The organism is Citrobacter sp. JUb117, assembly GCF_024809055.1.
GTDB lineage: Bacteria > Pseudomonadota > Gammaproteobacteria > Enterobacterales > Enterobacteriaceae > Citrobacter > Citrobacter gillenii.
The window spans coordinates 32,304-50,761 of sequence record NZ_JANUFB010000008.1 but is presented as its reverse complement, the minus strand read 5'-3'; the positions used below and the strand labels follow the sequence as shown (position 1 = coordinate 50,761).

18 protein-coding genes and 1 pseudogene are annotated in these 18,458 nt (G+C 51.1%); 11 read left to right on the top strand and 8 right to left on the bottom strand.

The features are described from left to right. Positions 1 to 67: 67 nt before the first annotated feature. From sppA to yajD, 4 genes are all read left to right on the top strand, one after another. The gene (gene sppA / locus M2374_RS17950; protein WP_181688207.1) at positions 68 to 1,924 is read left to right on the top strand and encodes a signal peptide peptidase SppA; all 1,857 of its coding nucleotides are present in this window, start codon (positions 68 to 70) and stop codon (positions 1,922 to 1,924) included. Positions 1,925 to 1,980: 56 nt separating this feature from the next. Beyond that, positions 1,981 to 2,997, top strand: a complete 1,017-nt coding sequence (ansA, locus tag M2374_RS17945; protein ID WP_096757298.1) for an asparaginase — start codon at positions 1,981 to 1,983, stop codon at positions 2,995 to 2,997. A 13-nt stretch (positions 2,998 to 3,010) separates the two neighbouring features. Next, positions 3,011 to 3,649, top strand: a complete 639-nt coding sequence (gene pncA, locus M2374_RS17940; RefSeq protein WP_181517254.1) for a bifunctional nicotinamidase/pyrazinamidase — start codon at positions 3,011 to 3,013, stop codon at positions 3,647 to 3,649. Between the two features lie 158 nt (positions 3,650 to 3,807). Continuing rightward, entirely contained in the window at positions 3,808 to 4,152 is a 345-nt protein-coding gene (gene yajD, locus M2374_RS17935; RefSeq protein WP_003030690.1) for an HNH nuclease YajD, read from the top strand. Between the two features lie 61 nt (positions 4,153 to 4,213). Here the strand turns inward: yajD and M2374_RS17930 are convergent, their stop codons facing one another. Both M2374_RS17930 and msrB read right to left on the bottom strand, forming a co-directional pair. Further along, complete coding sequence (locus M2374_RS17930; protein WP_115258693.1) at positions 4,214 to 4,489, bottom strand: YeaC family protein; 276 nt, start codon at positions 4,487 to 4,489, stop codon at positions 4,214 to 4,216. 41 nt (positions 4,490 to 4,530) lie between these two features. After that, entirely contained in the window at positions 4,531 to 4,944 is a 414-nt protein-coding gene (gene msrB, locus M2374_RS17925; protein WP_168246963.1) for a peptide-methionine (R)-S-oxide reductase MsrB, read from the bottom strand. A gap of 341 nt (positions 4,945 to 5,285) precedes the next feature. Between msrB and gapA the strand changes: the two genes are divergently transcribed. Together gapA and M2374_RS17915 are read left to right on the top strand one after the other, a co-directional pair. Continuing rightward, on the top strand, positions 5,286 to 6,281 hold the full coding sequence (gene gapA / locus M2374_RS17920; protein ID WP_096757311.1) for a glyceraldehyde-3-phosphate dehydrogenase: 996 nt from the start codon (positions 5,286 to 5,288) through the stop codon (positions 6,279 to 6,281). 172 nt (positions 6,282 to 6,453) lie between these two features. After that, positions 6,454 to 7,338 carry a D-hexose-6-phosphate mutarotase gene (locus tag M2374_RS17915; protein ID WP_181505902.1) on the top strand — a complete coding sequence of 295 codons (885 nt, stop codon included), beginning with the start codon at positions 6,454 to 6,456 and terminating at the stop codon, positions 7,336 to 7,338. Between the two features lie 36 nt (positions 7,339 to 7,374). Here the strand turns inward: M2374_RS17915 and M2374_RS17910 are convergent, their stop codons facing one another. After that, on the bottom strand, positions 7,375 to 8,229 hold the full coding sequence (locus tag M2374_RS17910) for an aldo/keto reductase (RefSeq protein WP_181688208.1): 855 nt from the start codon (positions 8,227 to 8,229) through the stop codon (positions 7,375 to 7,377). A gap of 165 nt (positions 8,230 to 8,394) precedes the next feature. Next, the gene (locus M2374_RS17905) at positions 8,395 to 9,141 is read right to left on the bottom strand and encodes a MipA/OmpV family protein (protein WP_181688209.1); all 747 of its coding nucleotides are present in this window, start codon (positions 9,139 to 9,141) and stop codon (positions 8,395 to 8,397) included. A 433-nt stretch (positions 9,142 to 9,574) separates the two neighbouring features. Here M2374_RS17905 and yeaG point away from each other — a divergent pair, with 433 nt between their 5' ends. Both yeaG and M2374_RS17895 read left to right on the top strand, forming a co-directional pair. Then, entirely contained in the window at positions 9,575 to 11,509 is a 1,935-nt protein-coding gene (gene yeaG / locus M2374_RS17900; protein ID WP_096757315.1) for a protein kinase YeaG, read from the top strand. Between the two features lie 122 nt (positions 11,510 to 11,631). Further along, the gene (locus M2374_RS17895; protein ID WP_096757316.1) at positions 11,632 to 12,909 is read left to right on the top strand and encodes a YeaH/YhbH family protein; all 1,278 of its coding nucleotides are present in this window, start codon (positions 11,632 to 11,634) and stop codon (positions 12,907 to 12,909) included. A gap of 86 nt (positions 12,910 to 12,995) precedes the next feature. Here the strand turns inward: M2374_RS17895 and M2374_RS17890 are convergent, their stop codons facing one another. Genes M2374_RS17890 through M2374_RS17880 form a run of 3 tightly spaced genes read right to left on the bottom strand, consistent with a single transcriptional unit; the run spans position 12,996 to position 14,861 of the window. After that, positions 12,996 to 13,628: a CatB-related O-acetyltransferase gene (locus tag M2374_RS17890; RefSeq protein WP_170973041.1), complete on the bottom strand. Its 633-nt coding sequence runs from the start codon at positions 13,626 to 13,628 to the stop codon at positions 12,996 to 12,998. 38 nt (positions 13,629 to 13,666) lie between these two features. Next, positions 13,667 to 14,077, bottom strand: coding sequence for a hemerythrin domain-containing protein (locus tag M2374_RS17885; RefSeq protein ID WP_117342968.1), 411 nt, complete (start codon positions 14,075 to 14,077; stop codon positions 13,667 to 13,669). Between the two features lie 13 nt (positions 14,078 to 14,090). After that, complete coding sequence (locus M2374_RS17880; protein ID WP_181688210.1) at positions 14,091 to 14,861, bottom strand: class I SAM-dependent methyltransferase; 771 nt, start codon at positions 14,859 to 14,861, stop codon at positions 14,091 to 14,093. A gap of 177 nt (positions 14,862 to 15,038) precedes the next feature. Here M2374_RS17880 and dgcJ point away from each other — a divergent pair, with 177 nt between their 5' ends. The 3 genes from dgcJ (at position 15,039) to M2374_RS17865 (ending at position 17,669) form a co-directional block, all read left to right on the top strand. Next, positions 15,039 to 16,529 (top strand): diguanylate cyclase DgcJ, encoded by a 1,491-nt coding sequence (gene dgcJ / locus M2374_RS17875; RefSeq protein WP_096757320.1) that lies wholly within the window; start codon positions 15,039 to 15,041, stop codon positions 16,527 to 16,529. A 45-nt stretch (positions 16,530 to 16,574) separates the two neighbouring features. Further along, positions 16,575 to 17,078, top strand: a complete 504-nt coding sequence (locus tag M2374_RS17870) for a YbaK/prolyl-tRNA synthetase associated domain-containing protein (protein ID WP_146716730.1) — start codon at positions 16,575 to 16,577, stop codon at positions 17,076 to 17,078. A 144-nt stretch (positions 17,079 to 17,222) separates the two neighbouring features. Beyond that, positions 17,223 to 17,669, top strand: a complete 447-nt coding sequence (locus M2374_RS17865; protein WP_016152803.1) for a DUF441 domain-containing protein — start codon at positions 17,223 to 17,225, stop codon at positions 17,667 to 17,669. Here the strand turns inward: M2374_RS17865 and M2374_RS17860 are convergent. Then, positions 17,652 to 18,444 (bottom strand): annotated as a pseudogene (locus M2374_RS17860) (AraC family transcriptional regulator); the annotation flags it as partial. The gene M2374_RS17865 and the pseudogene M2374_RS17860 overlap by 18 nt on opposite strands. Positions 18,445 to 18,458 lie beyond the last annotated feature (14 nt).

Genomic DNA, 18,458 nt, shown 5'->3' with positions numbered 1-18,458 from the left:
GATAGCCACATCTTAACGCCTTCTCCGGTAAAACGGGGGGCGTGTTGTTCATCGGTAGGGAGAATACATGCGAACCCTGTGGCGTTTTATTGCCGGAATTTTTAAATGGACGTGGCGAATACTGAATTTCGTCCGCGAATGTGTACTGAACCTGTTCTTTATCTTTTTGGTCCTGGTGGGCGTGGGGATCTGGATGCAGGTCAGCAGTAGCACCTCCAGCGAACACGCGGAGCGTGGCGCACTGCTGCTCGATATCTCCGGCGTTATTGTCGATAAGCCCTCGAGCACCAGCCGCTTAAGCGTCATCGGACGTCAGCTGTTTGGCGCCAGTTCCGATCGCCTGCAAGAAAACTCACTGTTCGATATCGTTAACACCATTCGCCAGGCAAAAGACGATCGTAACATCACCGGCATCGTGATGGATTTAAAAAACTTTGCCGGGGCCGATCAGCCGTCCATGCAGTATATCGGCAAAGCACTGCGCGAATTCCGCGACAGTGGAAAACCGGTATTTGCCGTGGGCGATAACTTCAGCCAGGGACAGTATTACCTCGCAAGCTTTGCCAATAAAATTTGGCTCTCCCCGCAGGGTTCGGTTGACCTGCACGGCTTTGCGACCAACGGTCTGTATTACAAGTCTCTGCTGGATAAACTAAAAGTCTCCACCCACGTTTTCCGCGTCGGTACCTATAAGTCCGCCGTCGAGCCGTTTATTCGCGACGATATGTCCCCGGCCGCACGTGAAGCCGACAGTCGCTGGATTGGCGAGCTGTGGCAGAACTATCTCGATACCGTTGCCGCTAACCGCCAGATCCCGGCGCAGCAAGTGTTCCCGGGCGCACAAGCGATGCTTGACGGCCTGACGAAAGTGGGTGGCGACACCGCGAAGTACGCCCTCGACAATAAACTGGTCGATGCTCTCGCCTCCAGCGCTGAAGTGGAAAAACTGCTGACTAAACAATTTGGCTGGAGCAAAACAGAGAAGAACTACAGTGCCGTCAGCTATTACGATTACACGCTAAAAACCCCGGCGGATACCGGTGACAGCATTGGCGTAGTCTTCGCCAATGGCGCGATCATGGACGGAGAAGAAACACCGGGGAACGTCGGCGGCGACACCACTGCGGCACAAATCCGTGAAGCGCGTCTCGATCCGAAGGTAAAAGCCATTGTCCTGCGCGTTAACAGTCCAGGCGGCAGCGTCAGCGCCTCGGAAGTGATCCGCGCTGAGCTGGCTGCAGCAAAAGCGGCGGGTAAACCGGTGGTGGTTTCCATGGGCGGCATGGCGGCCTCCGGCGGTTACTGGATCTCAACCCCGGCAAACTACATTGTGGCGAACCCCAGCACCCTGACCGGCTCCATCGGCATCTTTGGCGTGATCAACACCGTTGAAAACAGCCTCGATTCCATTGGTGTACATACCGACGGCGTGGCGACCTCGCCGCTGGCCGATATTTCCGTCACCAAAGCGTTACCGCCGGAAGTGCAGCAGATGATGCAACTGAGCATCGAGTACGGCTATAAGCGCTTCATCACGCTGGTCGCGGATGCACGTAAGACAACGCCAGAGCAGATTGATAAAATCGCCCAGGGCCACGTCTGGACCGGTCAGGATGCAAAAGCGAATGGTCTGGTCGACAGTCTCGGCGATTTCGACGACGCTGTAGCAAAAGCGGCAGAACTGGCGAAACTGAAACAATGGCACATTGAGTATTATCAGGACGAGCCCACGTTCGTTGATATGGTCATGGACAGCATGTCTGGTTCCGTTCGCGCTATGCTACCAGAAGCCATTCAGGCCATGCTCCCGGCACCACTGGCCTCTGCGGCAAGCGTGGTAAAAACCGAAAGTGATAAGCTGGCCGCGTTTAACGACCCGCAGAACCGTTATGCGTTCTGCCTGACCTGCGCCAACGTCCGCTAACTCTTGACCCCTCTTCGTGATGAAGAGGGGTTTTTCTTTGAGACAGAAGAAAAGTCATGCAGAAGAAATCGATTTACGTTGCCTATACCGGCGGTACCATCGGTATGCAGCGCTCAGAACAAGGTTACATTCCGGTTTCCGGCCATCTTCAGCGTCAACTGGCATTGATGCCTGAATTCCACCGCCCTGAGATGCCAGACTTCACCATTCACGAATATGTCCCGCTGATGGATTCCTCCGATATGACGCCAGAAGACTGGCAGCATATTGCGGAAGATATTAAAGCTCACTACGACGAATACGACGGTTTTGTGATCCTGCACGGCACCGACACCATGGCGTTCACCGCCTCGGCGCTGTCGTTTATGCTGGAGAATCTGGGCAAGCCGGTTATTGTGACAGGGTCACAAATCCCGCTGGCTGAGCTACGTTCAGACGGACAAATCAATTTGCTGAATGCGTTGTACGTTGCGGCCAATTATCCGATCAATGAAGTCACTCTGTTCTTCAATAACCGACTGTATCGTGGTAATCGCACTACCAAAGCGCACGCCGACGGTTTTGACGCCTTCGCTTCACCTAACCTTGCACCTTTACTGGAAGCCGGGATCCACATCCGTCGTTTGGGCACCCCGCCCGCGCCGCACGGTGCGGGCGAGCTGATTGTGCACCCTATCACCCCGCAGCCGATTGGCGTGGTCACGATTTATCCTGGAATTTCCGCAGACGTGGTGCGTAACTTCCTGCGCCAGCCAGTCAAAGCGTTAATTCTGCGTTCTTACGGCGTGGGCAATGCCCCGCAGAATAAAGAGTTCCTGAAGGAGCTTGAGGATGCCAGCTCACGCGGTATTGTGGTCATTAACCTCACGCAGTGCATGTCCGGCAAGGTCAACATGGGCGGTTATGCGACGGGGAATGCGCTGGCACATGCGGGCGTGATTGGCGGTGCGGATATGACCGTTGAAGCAACACTGACCAAGCTGCATTATTTGCTGAGCCAGGGTCTGGACACGCAGGCCATCCGTGACGCGATGACGCAAAACCTGCGCGGTGAGCTGACGCCAGATGATTGAAGGAGGAGTGACGATGGCACGAGCATTACTGCTGGTTGATTTACAAAACGATTTTTGTGCCGGAGGCGCACTTGCCGTTCCAGAAGGTGATAGCACCGTGGATGTCGCCAATCGCCTGATTGACTGGTGTTCGCTGCGCGGTGAGAAGGTTGTTTCCAGTCTGGACTGGCATCCGGCTAATCACGGCAGCTTTGCCAGCCAGCATCAGGTCGCCCCTTACACGCAGGGACAACTGGATGGCCTGGCGCAGACATTCTGGCCGGATCACTGTGTACAGAACTCGCAGGGAGCGGCCCTGCACCCTCTGCTGAATCAGCGCGGCATTGATAAGACGTTCTATAAGGGCGAAAACCCGCAGGTTGACAGCTACAGCGCATTTTTTGATAACGGTCGCCGTCAGGCAACAGAACTGAATGCGTGGCTTGTGCAACAGCGTATTACCGACCTCATCATCATGGGGCTGGCAACCGACTACTGCGTGAAGTTTACCGTCCTCGATGCACTGGAACTGGGCTATACGGTGAACGTCATTACCGACGGTTGTCGAGGGGTGAATATTCAGCCTCAGGACAGCACGCAGGCGTTTATGGAAATGGCCGCTGCGGGTGCAACGCTGTATACGCTGGCAGACTGGGAAGAAACTCAGCGTTAAGTTTATTGCCGGATGGCAGTGAAAATAGCTTATCCGGCCTACACATGGTCACTAATAAACTCTGATCCCCACGTCGTGCACAATAGGTTATGATTATCACCATCTGCTGCGCCTGACGTTGGCGCAGCTTTTCATATTCTACAGGAGCACGAGGTTTTATGGCTTTTATCCCTAAAAATTACGCCCGTCTGGAAGTCGGATACCGGGAAAAGGCGCTTAAACTGTTCCCCTGGGTCTGCGGGCGCTGTTCGCGCGAGTTCGTGTATTCCAACCTGCGCGAGCTGACAGTACACCATATCGATCATGACCATTCAAATAACCCGGAAGATGGCAGTAACTGGGAGATGTTATGCCTGTATTGCCACGATCATGAGCACTCGAAATACACCGAAGTGGATCAGTATGGTTCTACCGTGGTAGCGGGCGAAGATGCGCAGAAAGACGTCGGCGAGGCGAAATACAACCCGTTTGCCGACCTTAAGGCGATGATGAACAAGAAGTAAGACTTTGCAGGTCCGTTACGGTAAGCCGTGCCGGACCTGCGAATTCATGTTGTTTCCACAATCAGGATTTGAACGTCGCAATCGGCTCAGGCGTTATCCCAAATTCAACTTTCAGCTGCTGCTTACTCTTCATGACCATCTCACCGTTGGTGTCGATAGTCATATGCTGCGCATCGATATTGTTACGCGCCTGCCATAACATCACCAGTTGCATGCTGTTCTCTTTTTGTTCTGCCGTCAGCGCGACGCCATCCGGCCATTTTCCCAGCTCAACGGCCGTCGATAAGCGCTGATAAACTTCCGGCGTCATGCTGTTAATCATCTCATCAAGATTCATCTTAAACCCACTCCCGTAGAATAATTTGCTGAATCGTTTCTTCAGCCTTTAATCTGCTCACCGTTTTCATCGTCGGTAAAGTTCAAAGACGCTGAGTTGACGCAGTAGCGTTCACCGGTAGGTTTTGGACCATCCGGGAAGACATGTCCCAGGTGCGCATCACAGTTGCCGCAACGAATTTCAATGCGCTGCATGCCATGTGACGTATCCTTAATGTAACGAATCGCCTCTTCACTGACAGGCTCATAAAAGCTAGGCCAGCCGCAGCCAGAATCATATTTTGTATCAGAACGAAACAGCGGTTTGTCACAGATCAGGCAGTGGTAAACACCGTCCCGCTTGTTATGCAGCAAACGCCCGGTAAATGGCGGTTCTGTCCCATGATTTTGTGTCACGTAGAACTGCATTTCGGATAAATTTTTCTTTAGGTCTTCTGGAGAAGGTTGATTAGCCATTTGCTCACATCTCGCTTTATCTAAACTCACATTGCGAGACAGATTCTAACAAAACATTAACACCGCAGGGCGAACTTTTGTTCTAAACTTGATCATTGCGAAATGGCAGCCTATAAATCGTGATAGCAATCACGTTTTTATCTTGATTGCCCTTTAAAATTCGGGCCGCCGCCCCCATGTGGTTTCAAGCCCAAAGGAAGAGTGAGGCGAGTCAGTTGCGCAAAGCTTAGGCAGCAGATTGATTTGTCGCAATGATTGACACGATTCCGCTTGACGCTGCGTAAGGTTTTTGTAATTTTACAGGCAACCTTTTATTCACTAACAAATAGCTGGTGGAATATATGACTATCAAAGTAGGTATCAACGGTTTTGGCCGTATCGGTCGCATTGTTTTCCGTGCTGCTCAAGAACGTTCTGACATCGAGATCGTTGCAATCAACGACCTGTTAGACGCTGACTACATGGCTTACATGCTGAAATATGACTCCACTCACGGCCGTTTCAACGGTACCGTTGAAGTGAAAGACGGTCATCTGATCGTAAACGGTAAAAAAATCCGTGTTACCGCTGAACGTGATCCGGCTAACCTGAAATGGGACGAAGTTGGTGTTGACGTAGTTGCTGAAGCTACTGGCCTGTTCCTGACAGACGAAACCGCTCGTAAGCACATCACTGCTGGCGCGAAAAAAGTGGTTCTGACTGGCCCGTCCAAAGACAACACTCCGATGTTTGTTAAAGGCGCTAACTTTGACAAATACGAAGGTCAGGACATCGTTTCTAACGCTTCCTGCACCACTAACTGCCTGGCTCCGCTGGCTAAAGTTATCAACGACAACTTCGGTATTATCGAAGGTCTGATGACTACCGTTCACGCGACCACCGCGACTCAGAAAACCGTTGATGGCCCGTCTCACAAAGACTGGCGCGGCGGTCGTGGCGCAGCACAGAACATCATCCCGTCCTCTACCGGTGCTGCTAAAGCAGTAGGTAAAGTACTGCCAGAACTGAATGGCAAACTGACTGGTATGGCGTTCCGCGTTCCTACTCCGAACGTATCCGTTGTTGACCTGACCGTTCGTCTGGAAAAAGCTGCTTCTTACGAAGAAATTAAGAAAGCAATCAAAGCTGCTTCCGAAGGCCCAATGAAAGGCGTTCTGGGTTACACCGAAGACGACGTTGTATCTACCGATTTCAACGGTGAAGTTTGCACTTCCGTGTTCGATGCTAAAGCAGGTATCGCACTGAACGACAACTTCGTGAAACTGGTATCCTGGTACGACAACGAAACCGGCTACTCAAACAAAGTTCTGGATCTGATTGCTCACATCTCCAAATAAGTTGAGATGAAACGGTAATCTGTAAGAGCGACTCAGGTCGCTCTTTTTTTTGCTCAAAGATAAACCCGTCATACTTCAAGTTACAGGTGTGTTGGCTGCAGCAAGCGCTGTTCAAAACGGTTAACCGTTTTGTCCTGCAACTCGAATTATTTAGGGTAAACAGGATTGCGTAATGATTAATAAAATTTTTGCACTTCCGATAATCGAACAAATTTCCCCTGTCCTCTCCCGTCGTCAGTTGGATGAACTGGAGGTCGTGGTGGTCGATCACCCGCAGGTTAAAGCCTCTTTCGCCCTACAGGGTGCGCATCTTCTGTCATGGAAACCGACCGGCGAAGATGAGGTCCTGTGGTTAAGCAACAATACGCCGTTTAAAACGGGCGTAGCGCTGCGTGGTGGCGTCCCTATTTGCTGGCCATGGTTTGGCCCGGCGGCACAGCCAGGGCTTCCCTCGCACGGTTTTGCCCGTAATCTGCCGTGGACGCTGAAAGCGCACAACGAAGATGATAGCGGTGTGGTTCTGACGTTTGAACTGCAAAGCAGTGCTGAAACGCGTCAGCTTTGGCCGCATGAGTTTACGCTGTTAGCGCGTTTCAAAGTGGGTGCTACTTGTGAAATAGAACTGGAAGCCCACGGTGAATTTGAAACCACCTCCGCGCTGCACACCTATTTTAACGTCGGTGACATTGCAGCGGTGAAAGTGAGTGGCCTTGGTGACCGTCTGATCGATAAAGTTAACGATGCGAAAGAAGATGTCCTGGCTGACGGTATCCAGACGTTCCCGGACCGCACCGACCGCGTGTACCTGAACCCGGAAGCGTGCAGCGTCATCCATGACGATTCACTGAACCGCAACATCGACGTCGTACACCATCACCATCTGAACGTTGTCGGCTGGAACCCAGGGCCGGCCCTGTCTGTCAGCATGGGTGACATGCCAGACGACGGGTACAAAACATTTGTCTGCGTAGAAACCGCTTACGCGACCGCGCCGCAGAAAACCACCGCTGAGAAGCCTTCTCGCCTGGCACAAACAATTCGTGTTGCTAAGCGCTAAGATTTTGCCAGTTGCCTGATGGCAACTGGCGTTTTATCAGGCCATATCTAGCGGTGTTTTAGCTGCTGGGGCTGGAAAAGCCGAGTCTAACAACATCAACTCCTCGTCAGAAAGCGTCATATTTAGCGCTGCGGCATTCTGCTCAACGTGTGCGACATTTGCCGCCTTCGGAATGGCTATCACCCCCGGTTGTCGAATAACCCACGCCAATAAAATCTGCGCGGCGCTGGCCTTGTGCGCGTGCGCAATCTCACTCACCACCGGATTAGTGAGCAAATCACTGCGTAAACGCCCCGCCTGGGCCAACGGGCTGTAGGCCATGACCGGTATCTGCCGTTGCTGACACCATGGCAGCAAATCAAACTCAATGCCGCGTGACGCCAGATGATACAGCACCTGATTCGTGGCACACTGCTGTCCACCAGTAACCTGCCATAGCGCCTGCATGTCTTCAAAGTCGAGGTTAGAAACGCCCCAGCGGCGGATTTTCCCTTGCGCGATCAACCTTTCCATCGCCTCAACCGTCTCTGCAAATGAAAAATTACCCGTCCAATGCAGTAAGTAGAGATCCAGATAATCGGTCTTCAGTCGCCGCAGGCTTGCTTCGCAGGCCGCGATGGCTTTCTGGCCTCCAGCATTCCAGGGATAAACTTTTGATACCAGAAAAGCGTCATCGCGTCGCCCCAATAACGCCTCACCGACAATCTCTTCCGCTGCACCATCAGCGTACATTTCTGCAGTATCAATAAGGCGCAAACCCAGATCCAGTCCAGCACGCAGCGCCGCCACTTCAGCTCCCCGGCAATGGGCGTTTTCACCCATATACCACGTCCCCTGCCCGATAGCAGGAAGCGTGGCCTGCCCGGTAAACATCACCTGTTTATCTGTCATCGCACTCTCCTGTATTTTGCACCACAGTAAAGCAAAACAGTGCGCATGTGTCCTGTAATGGTGCACAAATTGCACCATCATCGTTTGGGCTATTTGTGGCCCGGCCTGCCAGCAGACACAAAAAAGCCCGCTGTAATGCGGGCTTCTGTTCAGAATGGTCAGCTATCAGAACTTGTAGGTAATACCCGTAGAGATCAGACCCGTCCAGGATTTGTCTACCATCGGACTGTCGGTCACTTCATCAGACAGGTGGGTATAACGCGCCGTCGCGTATGCACTCCAGTTGCCGATGAAGTTATAATTTGCGCTCAGCTCCAGGTACGGGCTCCAGCTGCTATTTGGATCGTAGCTACGCAGGCCGCTGCGAGAGGATTCATGATGCGATACACCATAATAGTATTCGTTTTGGTTTTCGCTGTTCCACTCGACACCGATCCCCGGCGTCAGCGTCAGGCCACCGTTAGTGTAACGATATAACCACGCCAGATCCCAGACGATACCATTACTGTTGTCCAGCGCGTCTCCCGCAAGGCTGGTGCGCAGGAAGCCGTATTGCGTATTGTGGACGTAAGACAGACCGGCCATCATGGTGCTCTTACGTTTATCCAGTCGACGCAATTGACTGTTATCGCTGTCGCCCGGCTTAAAGTACATCGGTGACCAGTAAGCCATGACAGACAACTTATCGGAATTGTCATTCCACAGGTAGTAACCGCCCCCCAGCCCACGGAACCAGAAGTTCTCACTGTCATAGGTCACTACAGGTACCGGGTAAACGTCGTTATCGTATTGTTTATAAGCGTTCTCAACCACACCAACGCCCGCGCCCAGCGACAGGTCGCTTTCTGCTTGTGCTACGCTGGAAGAAGTGGCAATAAGCACGCCAAGTGCCAGAAGTTTGAGTTTGGTCACAGTCCATAATTCCTTATTCAAATGTAAAGCACCCAAAGTGTAACCGTCATTGCGTGACAGCCCAACTATTTTACGTATTCATCTCGTTATGTAACCCTCTAATTTCTCAGCGAGTGATGACATTTTACTTGCAGTCCGATGAACAAGGCATGAATTCCGTCCTATTTCTTTACATAAGATGTCTATTTTTTGCCGATGAGTTATTGATATGCCATTGAAATTCGTTTGCGCGCGCAGGCAAGTTTTGCAAATGCCATCTACGCTTAATTTTAGAAGGTGTATCACCGAATACGTTGATCTTCTGACCATCAAAATGGCATGAGAGTTGCTTATTTTTCCAGCAGCGACGTCGTTCAGTTTACCTCTTCAGGGGCCTCTACTATTCATATGAACGGCTCTTAACATGTGCTAAAAAACGAAAGGACGGCATACCATGAATATATTCGATCACTATCGCCAGCGTTATGAAGCTGCCAAGGACGAAGAGTTCACGCTGCAGGAGTTTCTTACCACTTGTCGGCAAGATCGCAGTGCTTATGCCAACGCGGCAGAGCGGCTATTAATGGCTATTGGTGAGCCTGTCATGGTCGATACTGCCCATGAACCTCGACTTTCTCGACTCTTCTCTAACCGGGTTATTGCACGTTATCCCGCGTTTGAAGAGTTTTACGGCATGGAAGACGCGATTGAACAGATTGTCTCCTATCTGAAGCACGCGGCGCAGGGGCTGGAAGAGAAGAAGCAGATCCTGTATCTGCTGGGGCCTGTAGGGGGAGGAAAATCCTCTCTTGCTGAGCGACTGAAGTCGCTGATGCAGAGGGTACCGATTTATGTCCTGAGCGCCAACGGTGAACGCAGCCCGGTTAACGATCACCCGTTATGCCTGTTTAATCCGCAGGAAGATGCACAAATCCTGGAGAAAGAGTACGGGATCCCACGTCGCTATCTTGGCACCATTATGTCGCCATGGGCCGCGAAGCGTCTGCATGATTTTGGTGGAGACATCACCAAATTCCGCGTGGTTAAAGTGTGGCCGTCTATTCTGGAACAAATCGCTATCGCCAAAACGGAACCGGGTGATGAGAACAACCAGGACATTTCCGCGCTGGTCGGCAAAGTGGATATTCGTAAACTCGAACACCACGCCCAGAACGATCCGGATGCCTACGGCTATTCCGGCGCACTGTGCCGGGCTAACCAGGGGATTATGGAGTTCGTGGAGATGTTTAAAGCACCGATTAAAGTGCTACATCCTCTGCTGACCGCAACGCAGGAAGGTAACTACAACGGGACAGAAGGTATTTCTGCCCTGCCGTTTAACGGCATCATTCTTGCCCACTCAAACGAATCTGAATGGGTGACGTTCCGTAACAACAAAAATAACGAAGCCTTCCTTGACCGCGTATACATCGTGAAGGTTCCGTATTGCTTACGCATTTCCGAAGAGATCAAGATCTACGAGAAATTGCTTAATCACAGTGAATTGACCCACGCGCCGTGCGCACCGGGTACGCTGGAAACGCTGTCTCGCTTTACCATTCTTTCTCGCCTGAAAGAGCCAGAAAACTCGAGCATCTACTCGAAGATGCGCGTTTACGATGGCGAGAGCCTGAAAGACACCGATCCGAAAGCGAAATCCTATCAGGAGTACCGGGATTACGCCGGAGTCGATGAGGGGATGAACGGTCTGTCAACGCGCTTCGCGTTTAAGATCCTCTCCCGCGTGTTTAACTTTGACCATGTAGAAGTGGCAGCCAACCCGGTGCACCTGTTCTATGTTCTGGAGCAGCAAATTGAGCGCGAGCAGTTCCCGCAGGAGCAGTCCGAACGTTATCTCGAGTTCCTGAAAGGTTATCTGATCCCGAAATACGCTGAATTTATTGGCAAAGAGATCCAGACCGCCTATCTGGAATCCTACTCCGAGTATGGACAGAACATTTTTGACCGTTATGTCACCTATGCGGATTTTTGGATCCAGGATCAGGAATACCGTGACCCGGATACCGGTCAGCTGTTTGACCGCGAGTCGCTGAATTCAGAACTGGAAAAAATTGAAAAACCGGCGGGTATCAGCAACCCGAAAGATTTCCGTAATGAGATCGTCAACTTTGTTCTGCGCGCCAGAGCGAATAACAGCGGTCGTAATCCAAACTGGACCAGTTACGAAAAACTGCGCACGGTTATTGAGAAGAAAATGTTCTCCAACACCGAGGAGTTGCTGCCGGTCATTTCGTTTAACGCTAAAACCTCAACTGACGAGCAGAAAAAGCACGACGATTTTGTCGACCGCATGATGGAAAAAGGCTACACGCGTAAACAGGTGCGTTTACTGTGCGAATGGTATTTGCGCGTACGTAAATCGTCTTAACATAAGTGCCCGGTGGCGCATGCGCTTACCGGGCATGCAAAACAATGTTCCGTAGGCCGGATAAGCGCCAGCGCCATCCGGCACTTACAGACATGGCGAACAGTTGGCAGTACGGGGGGCATATGACCTGGTTCATAGACCGACGTCTTAACGGTAAAAACAAGAGCACGGTTAACCGCCAGCGCTTCTTGCGCCGTTATAAATCACAAATTAAACAGTCGATCTCCGAGGCCATTAATAAGCGTTCGGTGACTGATGTCGATAGTGGCGAGTCTGTCTCTATCCCAACCGATGATATTAGCGAACCGATGTTCCATCAGGGGCGTGGAGGCCTGCGCCATCGCGTACATCCGGGTAACGACCATTTTGTGCAGAACGACCGTATAGAACGCCCTCAGGGCGGCGGCGGGGGTTCAGGAAGCGGGCAAGGCCAGGCCAGCCAGGATGGAGAAGGCCAGGATGAGTTCGTGTTTCAAATTTCTAAAGATGAGTATCTGGATCTGCTGTTTGAAGATTTGGCACTGCCGAATCTGAAGCAAAATCAGCAACGTCAGTTAACGGAATACAAAACCCACCGTGCGGGCTTCACCTCCAATGGGGTGCCAGCCAATATCAGCGTGGTGCGTTCCCTGCAAAACTCACTGGCGCGCCGCACGGCGATGACGGCAGGTAAACGTCGGGAGCTGCACGCGCTTGAAGCTGACCTGGAGACCATCGCCAATACAGAACCGGCGCAGTTGCTGGAGGAAGAACGCCTACGCAAAGAGATTGCTGAACTGCGGGCAAAAATTGAACGCGTCCCGTTTATCGATACCTTTGATTTACGCTATAAAAATTATGAAAAACGACCCGATCCTTCCAGCCAGGCGGTGATGTTCTGTCTGATGGACGTTTCCGGCTCGATGGATCAGTCAACGAAAGATATGGCCAAGCGGTTTTACATTCTGCTGTATCTGTTCTTAAGCCGTACCTACAAGAACGTGGAAGTGGTTTACATTCGCCACCATACCCAGGCAAAAGAGGTGGACGAGCATGAGTTCTTCTACTCTCAGGAAACCGGGGGCACCATCGTCTCCAGCGCGCTGAAGTTGATGGATGAAGTGGTGAAAGATCGTTACGATCCTGCCCAGTGGAATATCTATGCGGCGCAGGCATCAGATGGCGATAACTGGGCGGATGACTCACCGTTGTGCCATGAGATTCTGGCGAAAAAACTGCTGCCGGTGGTGCGATATTATAGCTATATCGAAATCACCCGCCGCGCGCACCAGACCTTATGGCGTGAGTACGAGCATCTGCAATCGACCTTTGATAACTTTGCCATGCAACATATCCGTGACCAGGATGATATCTATCCGGTGTTCCGGGAACTGTTTCATAAGCAGAGTGCCACAAGTTGAGATGAACCATTGACGATCGGCCAGTTACGTACTGTTTCTGGCTGATTTTTCAACATGATACGCCCACTCTACGTCCAATACGCCGTTTACACTTGTCTCTGCCGGGCAACGCTCAACTCCAACGCTGAAATATCGCCAGATGACAACAGCGGTTGCAACGCCACCAGCGTCTCTTCCGCCAGTTGATACAAATCCAGCGCCAGCAATCGTTTAATATCCTCTTCGGGAAGTCGATATCTTATGATCTTCGCCGGATTCCCGCCGACAATCGCATACGGAGGTACATCTTTGGTCACGACAGCACCCGCAGCCACGACAGCGCCTTCTCCAACCGTCACGCCAGGCATAATCATCGCGCGCATACCTAACCAACAGCCATCCTTGAGAACCGTGTCTCCGCGAAACTGGTAGGCATCGTTGATGGACGCCATAAAGGGGTAAAGACTTATCCAGTCCAACCGGTGGGTACTGTTTCCCCCCATAACAATCACGCTCTCGGCACCAATACAGACGAAATTACCGATGATCAACTTATCCAGATGCCCGAGCGGTTCCCACTCTCTGCTAACCTCGTCACCGAGTAAATATCGCACGACTGAAGCCTCAAAGCCTTTATCCCAGCAGTCGCTGTAATAACTGTGCGTCCCTTTAATTACGATATTGGGATTCGTCACTGTCTGGTGAAGATATTCCATTCTCGACCAGTGTTTTTCTGACATTCCAGTAGCCCTTTACTCAGTTATGTTCTTAACGCACATTACATCCTTTCTACCAGCGGATAGAAATCTTTATTTTCCCGCTGCATACGCTCAAACACTTTGCGTAATACGGTATTGGCGTCGCGTCTGAACGCCTCGTCATTACCCATCAGCTTGCTGGCAATATTCCAGCGGCGCGAAAACGCATCATACTCACCAACAATATCCGCCATTTCACGTTGAAATTGGGTACTGACCTGTCTGAGTTTACTATTCCCATCCTGTTCAATTTGAGGATAAAGAAACTGATCTTCCGCTGACAGATGCGTTTTAATGATCGCACTCATGCTCACGATCGCCGCAGCAATTTGCTGCGCATTGGATGATACCCCGGACTGGCTTAACGTACGTAGAAAAGATATTTTTTCGAGAATATCAACGTGCTGATGTTTCATTTTATCCAGATTCATCCCTTTATCCTTTTTATTTACCCTTTACGGAACAGCAGGCGATATAGTTGAGTTGGTGACGCTGTGCGCGGAAAAAACGGAACATCTTAAGAAAACGCTGGCGATTCTCATGCGTGCGTAGTCCGTTATAAGCAATTTTAAGGGCGCCGTTAAATCCCTCATCACGAATTAACCCCTGCGGCGACATTAGCGACATTTCACCATTTTGCTGTAGCACCTGTTCAAATCCCGCGCCCAGAAATAGATCGCGCCAGCCTTGCTGCGTCAGTGGACTCACATTTGACTTCACAACCTGCTGAAACTGGTTTTGATCGCCCTCTCCCAGTTTTTGCGCCGTAAACATAATGTCATGGGTTAACAAGCGCCCACCAGGTTTCAGTACCCGATGGTATTCCGCAATCAACTTCGTCTTAGCCTTATCACCGTACATCGTGAGCATGGCTTCATTAATCACCACGTCAAAACTGTTGTCGGCGAAAGGAATAGTATTCGCATTAGCGGCCATGACATGAATGTGATTTTCCAGCCCATGGACAGCGACGTTATTTCTCGCCTTAACCAGCGCACTTTTATCCATATCAATGGCGTATACAGTGCAGCCAAAGCGTTGCACCAGTTCAATCGCCGTGGTCGCCATGTTACACGCCACTTCAAGCACCTGACTGTCTGACGTCAATTGCGACTGGCTGAACAGCCATTCTGTGGCTTCTATACCCCCCGGGCGCAGGCGGGTTTTCCCCAGGCTGGCCAGAAATGTATGGCCTGCTTTTTCCATCGTACTCATCGGCCTGTCTCCTTTTCTATAAGTTGCATTATAAATACAACATTAAAGATTAAAGGTGAAGAGTACGAATGATTTTTATTACAAAAATAGCCAACAATGGGTCATTCCCATACCGTTAGAGTGGACGTTTAGCGTGTGATAAACTGAAGTATCGGACTTACAGGGCTGAAAAACATTATGAAATTTCATCATAAAGCGCTCCGGCACTTTATCTCCGTAAGCGTTATTGTTTTGACCTCTTCTTTTCTGGTGTACGAACTGATTGCCAGCGATCGAGCAATGAACGCCTATATGCGTTATGTCATTGAGAAAGCCGACTCTTCTTTCCTGTATGATAAATACACTAATCAGAGTATTGCCGCCCATTTAATGCGCCGTTTTTCATCGCCCAAAGCCCCTGTTTCTGCTGAACAAAGAAAAGCACTGTGCCAGGCATTTGAGCACGTTAACGGCACGTACGGGCTGAATCTCACCTCACATAGCTACCTGCCGTTACGCGGTACTTTACAGACCCACTCAGCAAACTGTATTGAACAACTTGATGACATATTCTTGTTGCCCGCTTTCGACCAGGCAGTCAACGTCAATCGTGAACTGGTCGATTATGGCCATGGATTAGCCACACTGGAGTATAAATTTCGTTATTACATTGATTTAAATAATAACTATATCTATTTCTACAACCTGATTAACTCTAATCAGTTCACGATGAATCATTGGTCTTTTTTGCAAAAAGGCACGCTGGGAATTCACCAGAACGATATCGATGATGTTTTTACCGGCCGCACCGTCATTTCCAGTATTTATGAGGATGACCTGACGCAAGAAAAAGTCATGAGCTTTATCACCCCGGTCTATTACGCCGGTAAACTCAAAGGCGTCGTGATGGTGGATGTGAACAAGGACAATCTGCGGCATATTTTTTATACCAGCGATCGTCCCCTCGTCTGGCGTTATCTGAACGTCACGTTGTCTGACGTCAGTTCAGGAAAAGAGATCGTCATCAACCAGAGTGAATCAAACCTGTTCCAGTATGTGCAATATGTTAATGATATTCCCGGCGGAATACGGATCACACTCTCCCTTGATTTAATGTACTTTATTGTCTCTTCCTGGAAAATTTTCGCTTTTTACCTGCTGGCAACCGCGCTACTGCTGAATTTGGTCAGAACCCACTTTCGTTTGTATCATAACGTCCGGCGCGAAAATATCAGCGATGCGATGACCGGGTTGTACAACCGTAAAATCTTAACGCCAACGCTTGAGCAACGTTTGCAGCAACTGGTCAACGCCGGAACGCGGGTGACATTTATCGCTATTGATTGTGACAAGCTAAAAACCATTAATGACACGCTGGGACACCAGGAAGGCGATCGTATTATCACTATTCTGGCCAAAGCGATTCAAAACGCGATCCGCAAAAGTGATTATGCTATTCGCCTCGGGGGCGATGAGTTCTGCATGATTCTGATCGATTATCCTGCCGAGCTCACTCCTCAGTTGCTGGAACGGATCGACGAGAACTTACACATTATTGCGCCAGGGACCTCCGTTAGCTTTTCCGCCGGCATTTATAATATGCAGCCGGGTGACACCATTAACGATGCTTACAAAGCCTCTGACGCCCAGCTGTATCTCAACAAACAGAAAAAGCACCCTCGTTCGTGATACTTTTTCTGCGCAGGATTTTTATTGTGGTATCAGGAGTAAGAGATGACGGAAGTAAATACAGGTAATGTAACCCATCAACGTTTGCTCGCGTTATTGTCGGAACACGGCGCAACGTACCGCGTGGTCAGCCACGACGCCGTCGGCAAATGCGAGGCGGTATCAGAGATTCGTGGCACAGCCTTGGGTCAGGGTGCAAAAGCCCTGGTGTGTAAAGTGAAAGGCAATGGCGTCAATCAGCATGTGCTTGCTATTCTTTCTGCCGATCAACAGGCTGATCTGAGCCAACTCGCCAGCCATCTTGGCGGCTTGAGGGCCTCCCTGGCAAGCCCTGCTGAAGTGGATGAACTGACGGGATGCGTCTTTGGCGCCATTCCTCCCTTCAGCTTCCATCCTCAGCTCAAGCTGGTCGCCGATCCACTCTTGTTCGAGCGTTTTGATGAGATTGCCTTTAACGCTGGGGTGCTGGAAAAATCGGTCATTATGGACACCCAGGATTACCTGCGCATTGCGCAACCGGAGTTAGTCACGTTTCGCCGCACGCAATAACACGCTATAACGCCCCGTTACCGGCACAGAAACGCACGGTTATGCGTTCGCCCAAATAGCGTATACATCACTAAAAAAAGCCTGTTCCACCACGCATTTGCGCGTACAGTAAGCAGGCTTATCTTTTTTGGCAAGGAAACTACGATGTTTGATGTCACTCTGCTGATCCTGCTCGGACTGGCAGCTCTGGGCTTTGTCAGCCACAACACCACTGTCGCCGTTTCAATCCTGGTGCTGATTATTGTCCGTGTCACCCCGCTGAACACCTTTTTCCCGTGGATTGAAAAACAGGGCCTGACTGTCGGGATTATTATCCTGACGATTGGCGTGATGGCACCGATCGCCAGCGGAACGCTACCGCCCTCCACGCTCATTCACTCCTTCGTAAACTGGAAGTCACTGGTCGCCATTGCTATCGGCGTATTCGTCTCCTGGCTGGGTGGACGTGGCGTCACACTGATGGGCAGTCAGCCGCAGTTAGTCGCCGGGTTGCTGGTCGGTACGGTACTGGGCGTTGCGCTGTTTCGCGGCGTCCCTGTGGGGCCGCTCATCGCCGCGGGTCTGGTTTCGCTGATTGTGGGGAAACAGTAGCCAGCCCCGTCAGATAACGGCCTGGGGTTTGACCCAGGCCTTTTTTGAACATGGTGATAAAGGCGGTTGTTGAATCGTAACCCAGCATGTGGGCGACCTGCTGGACGTTACGACCATCAACCAGCGCCTGTAATGCCAGAATCAACTGTAGTTGCTGACGCCAGCGGCGAAAACTCAGCCCGGTCTCTTTCACCACCAGCCGGGCAAGATTACGTTCGCTCATCGCAAACACGCTGGCCCACTGGCCCAAGGTCTGCCATTGCGCGGGCTCCTGCGCCATCGTTGCGACCATCCTGCGAATTTTCGGATGATCGGAAACCGGCAGCTGCATTTGCTCCTGCGGTTGCTGCGGAAGTTCATCAAACAAGACCTGCGTCAGCCGCTGCACTGACGGCTCCAGCCGTTGGGCATCGGTTTTGGTCGCCAGCGAAAGAATCAGTTCCCGGCAGAGTGGTGATATTTTCAGCGTGCAGCAACGTTCAGGCATCACTACCGCCTGCGGTTCAATAAACAAAAAACACAGCTCAGCGCCAACGGTGACGTGATTGCTGTGAGGGATCTCACCCGGGATCCACACCGCGTACTGGGGTGGCACCATCCACATGGCGTGTTCAACTTCACAGGTAATCGCGCCATGCAATGCCAGGATCAACTGGCCTTTACGGTGCTGATGCAGCGGGCTGAAGAGTTCGTCTTCCTGAGCCTGAATACAAAAAGCCACAGCGGCATCGTGATAGCGATCCGGTTCATACCCGTCCAGCCTCAGTCCCAGCATAACGTTGTCCGATT

What these genes read in the sequence shown, in the direction of transcription:
- sppA (WP_181688207.1), top strand. Translation starts at nt 68, where the DNA reads ATGCGAACCCTGTGGCGTTTTATTGCCGGAATTTTTAAATGGACGTGG.
- ansA (WP_096757298.1), top strand. Translation starts at nt 1,981, where the DNA reads ATGCAGAAGAAATCGATTTACGTTGCCTATACCGGCGGTACCATCGGT.
- pncA (WP_181517254.1), top strand. Translation starts at nt 3,011, where the DNA reads ATGGCACGAGCATTACTGCTGGTTGATTTACAAAACGATTTTTGTGCC.
- yajD (WP_003030690.1), top strand. Translation starts at nt 3,808, where the DNA reads ATGGCTTTTATCCCTAAAAATTACGCCCGTCTGGAAGTCGGATACCGG.
- M2374_RS17930 (WP_115258693.1), bottom strand. Translation starts at nt 4,489, where the DNA reads ATGAATCTTGATGAGATGATTAACAGCATGACGCCGGAAGTTTATCAG.
- msrB (WP_168246963.1), bottom strand. Translation starts at nt 4,944, where the DNA reads ATGGCTAATCAACCTTCTCCAGAAGACCTAAAGAAAAATTTATCCGAA.
- gapA (WP_096757311.1), top strand. Translation starts at nt 5,286, where the DNA reads ATGACTATCAAAGTAGGTATCAACGGTTTTGGCCGTATCGGTCGCATT.
- M2374_RS17915 (WP_181505902.1), top strand. Translation starts at nt 6,454, where the DNA reads ATGATTAATAAAATTTTTGCACTTCCGATAATCGAACAAATTTCCCCT.
- M2374_RS17910 (WP_181688208.1), bottom strand. Translation starts at nt 8,229, where the DNA reads ATGACAGATAAACAGGTGATGTTTACCGGGCAGGCCACGCTTCCTGCT.
- yeaG (WP_096757315.1), top strand. Translation starts at nt 9,575, where the DNA reads ATGAATATATTCGATCACTATCGCCAGCGTTATGAAGCTGCCAAGGAC.
- M2374_RS17895 (WP_096757316.1), top strand. Translation starts at nt 11,632, where the DNA reads ATGACCTGGTTCATAGACCGACGTCTTAACGGTAAAAACAAGAGCACG.
- M2374_RS17890 (WP_170973041.1), bottom strand. Translation starts at nt 13,628, where the DNA reads ATGTCAGAAAAACACTGGTCGAGAATGGAATATCTTCACCAGACAGTG.
- M2374_RS17885 (WP_117342968.1), bottom strand. Translation starts at nt 14,077, where the DNA reads ATGAATCTGGATAAAATGAAACATCAGCACGTTGATATTCTCGAAAAA.
- M2374_RS17880 (WP_181688210.1), bottom strand. Translation starts at nt 14,861, where the DNA reads ATGAGTACGATGGAAAAAGCAGGCCATACATTTCTGGCCAGCCTGGGG.
- dgcJ (WP_096757320.1), top strand. Translation starts at nt 15,039, where the DNA reads ATGAAATTTCATCATAAAGCGCTCCGGCACTTTATCTCCGTAAGCGTT.
- M2374_RS17870 (WP_146716730.1), top strand. Translation starts at nt 16,575, where the DNA reads ATGACGGAAGTAAATACAGGTAATGTAACCCATCAACGTTTGCTCGCG.
- M2374_RS17865 (WP_016152803.1), top strand. Translation starts at nt 17,223, where the DNA reads ATGTTTGATGTCACTCTGCTGATCCTGCTCGGACTGGCAGCTCTGGGC.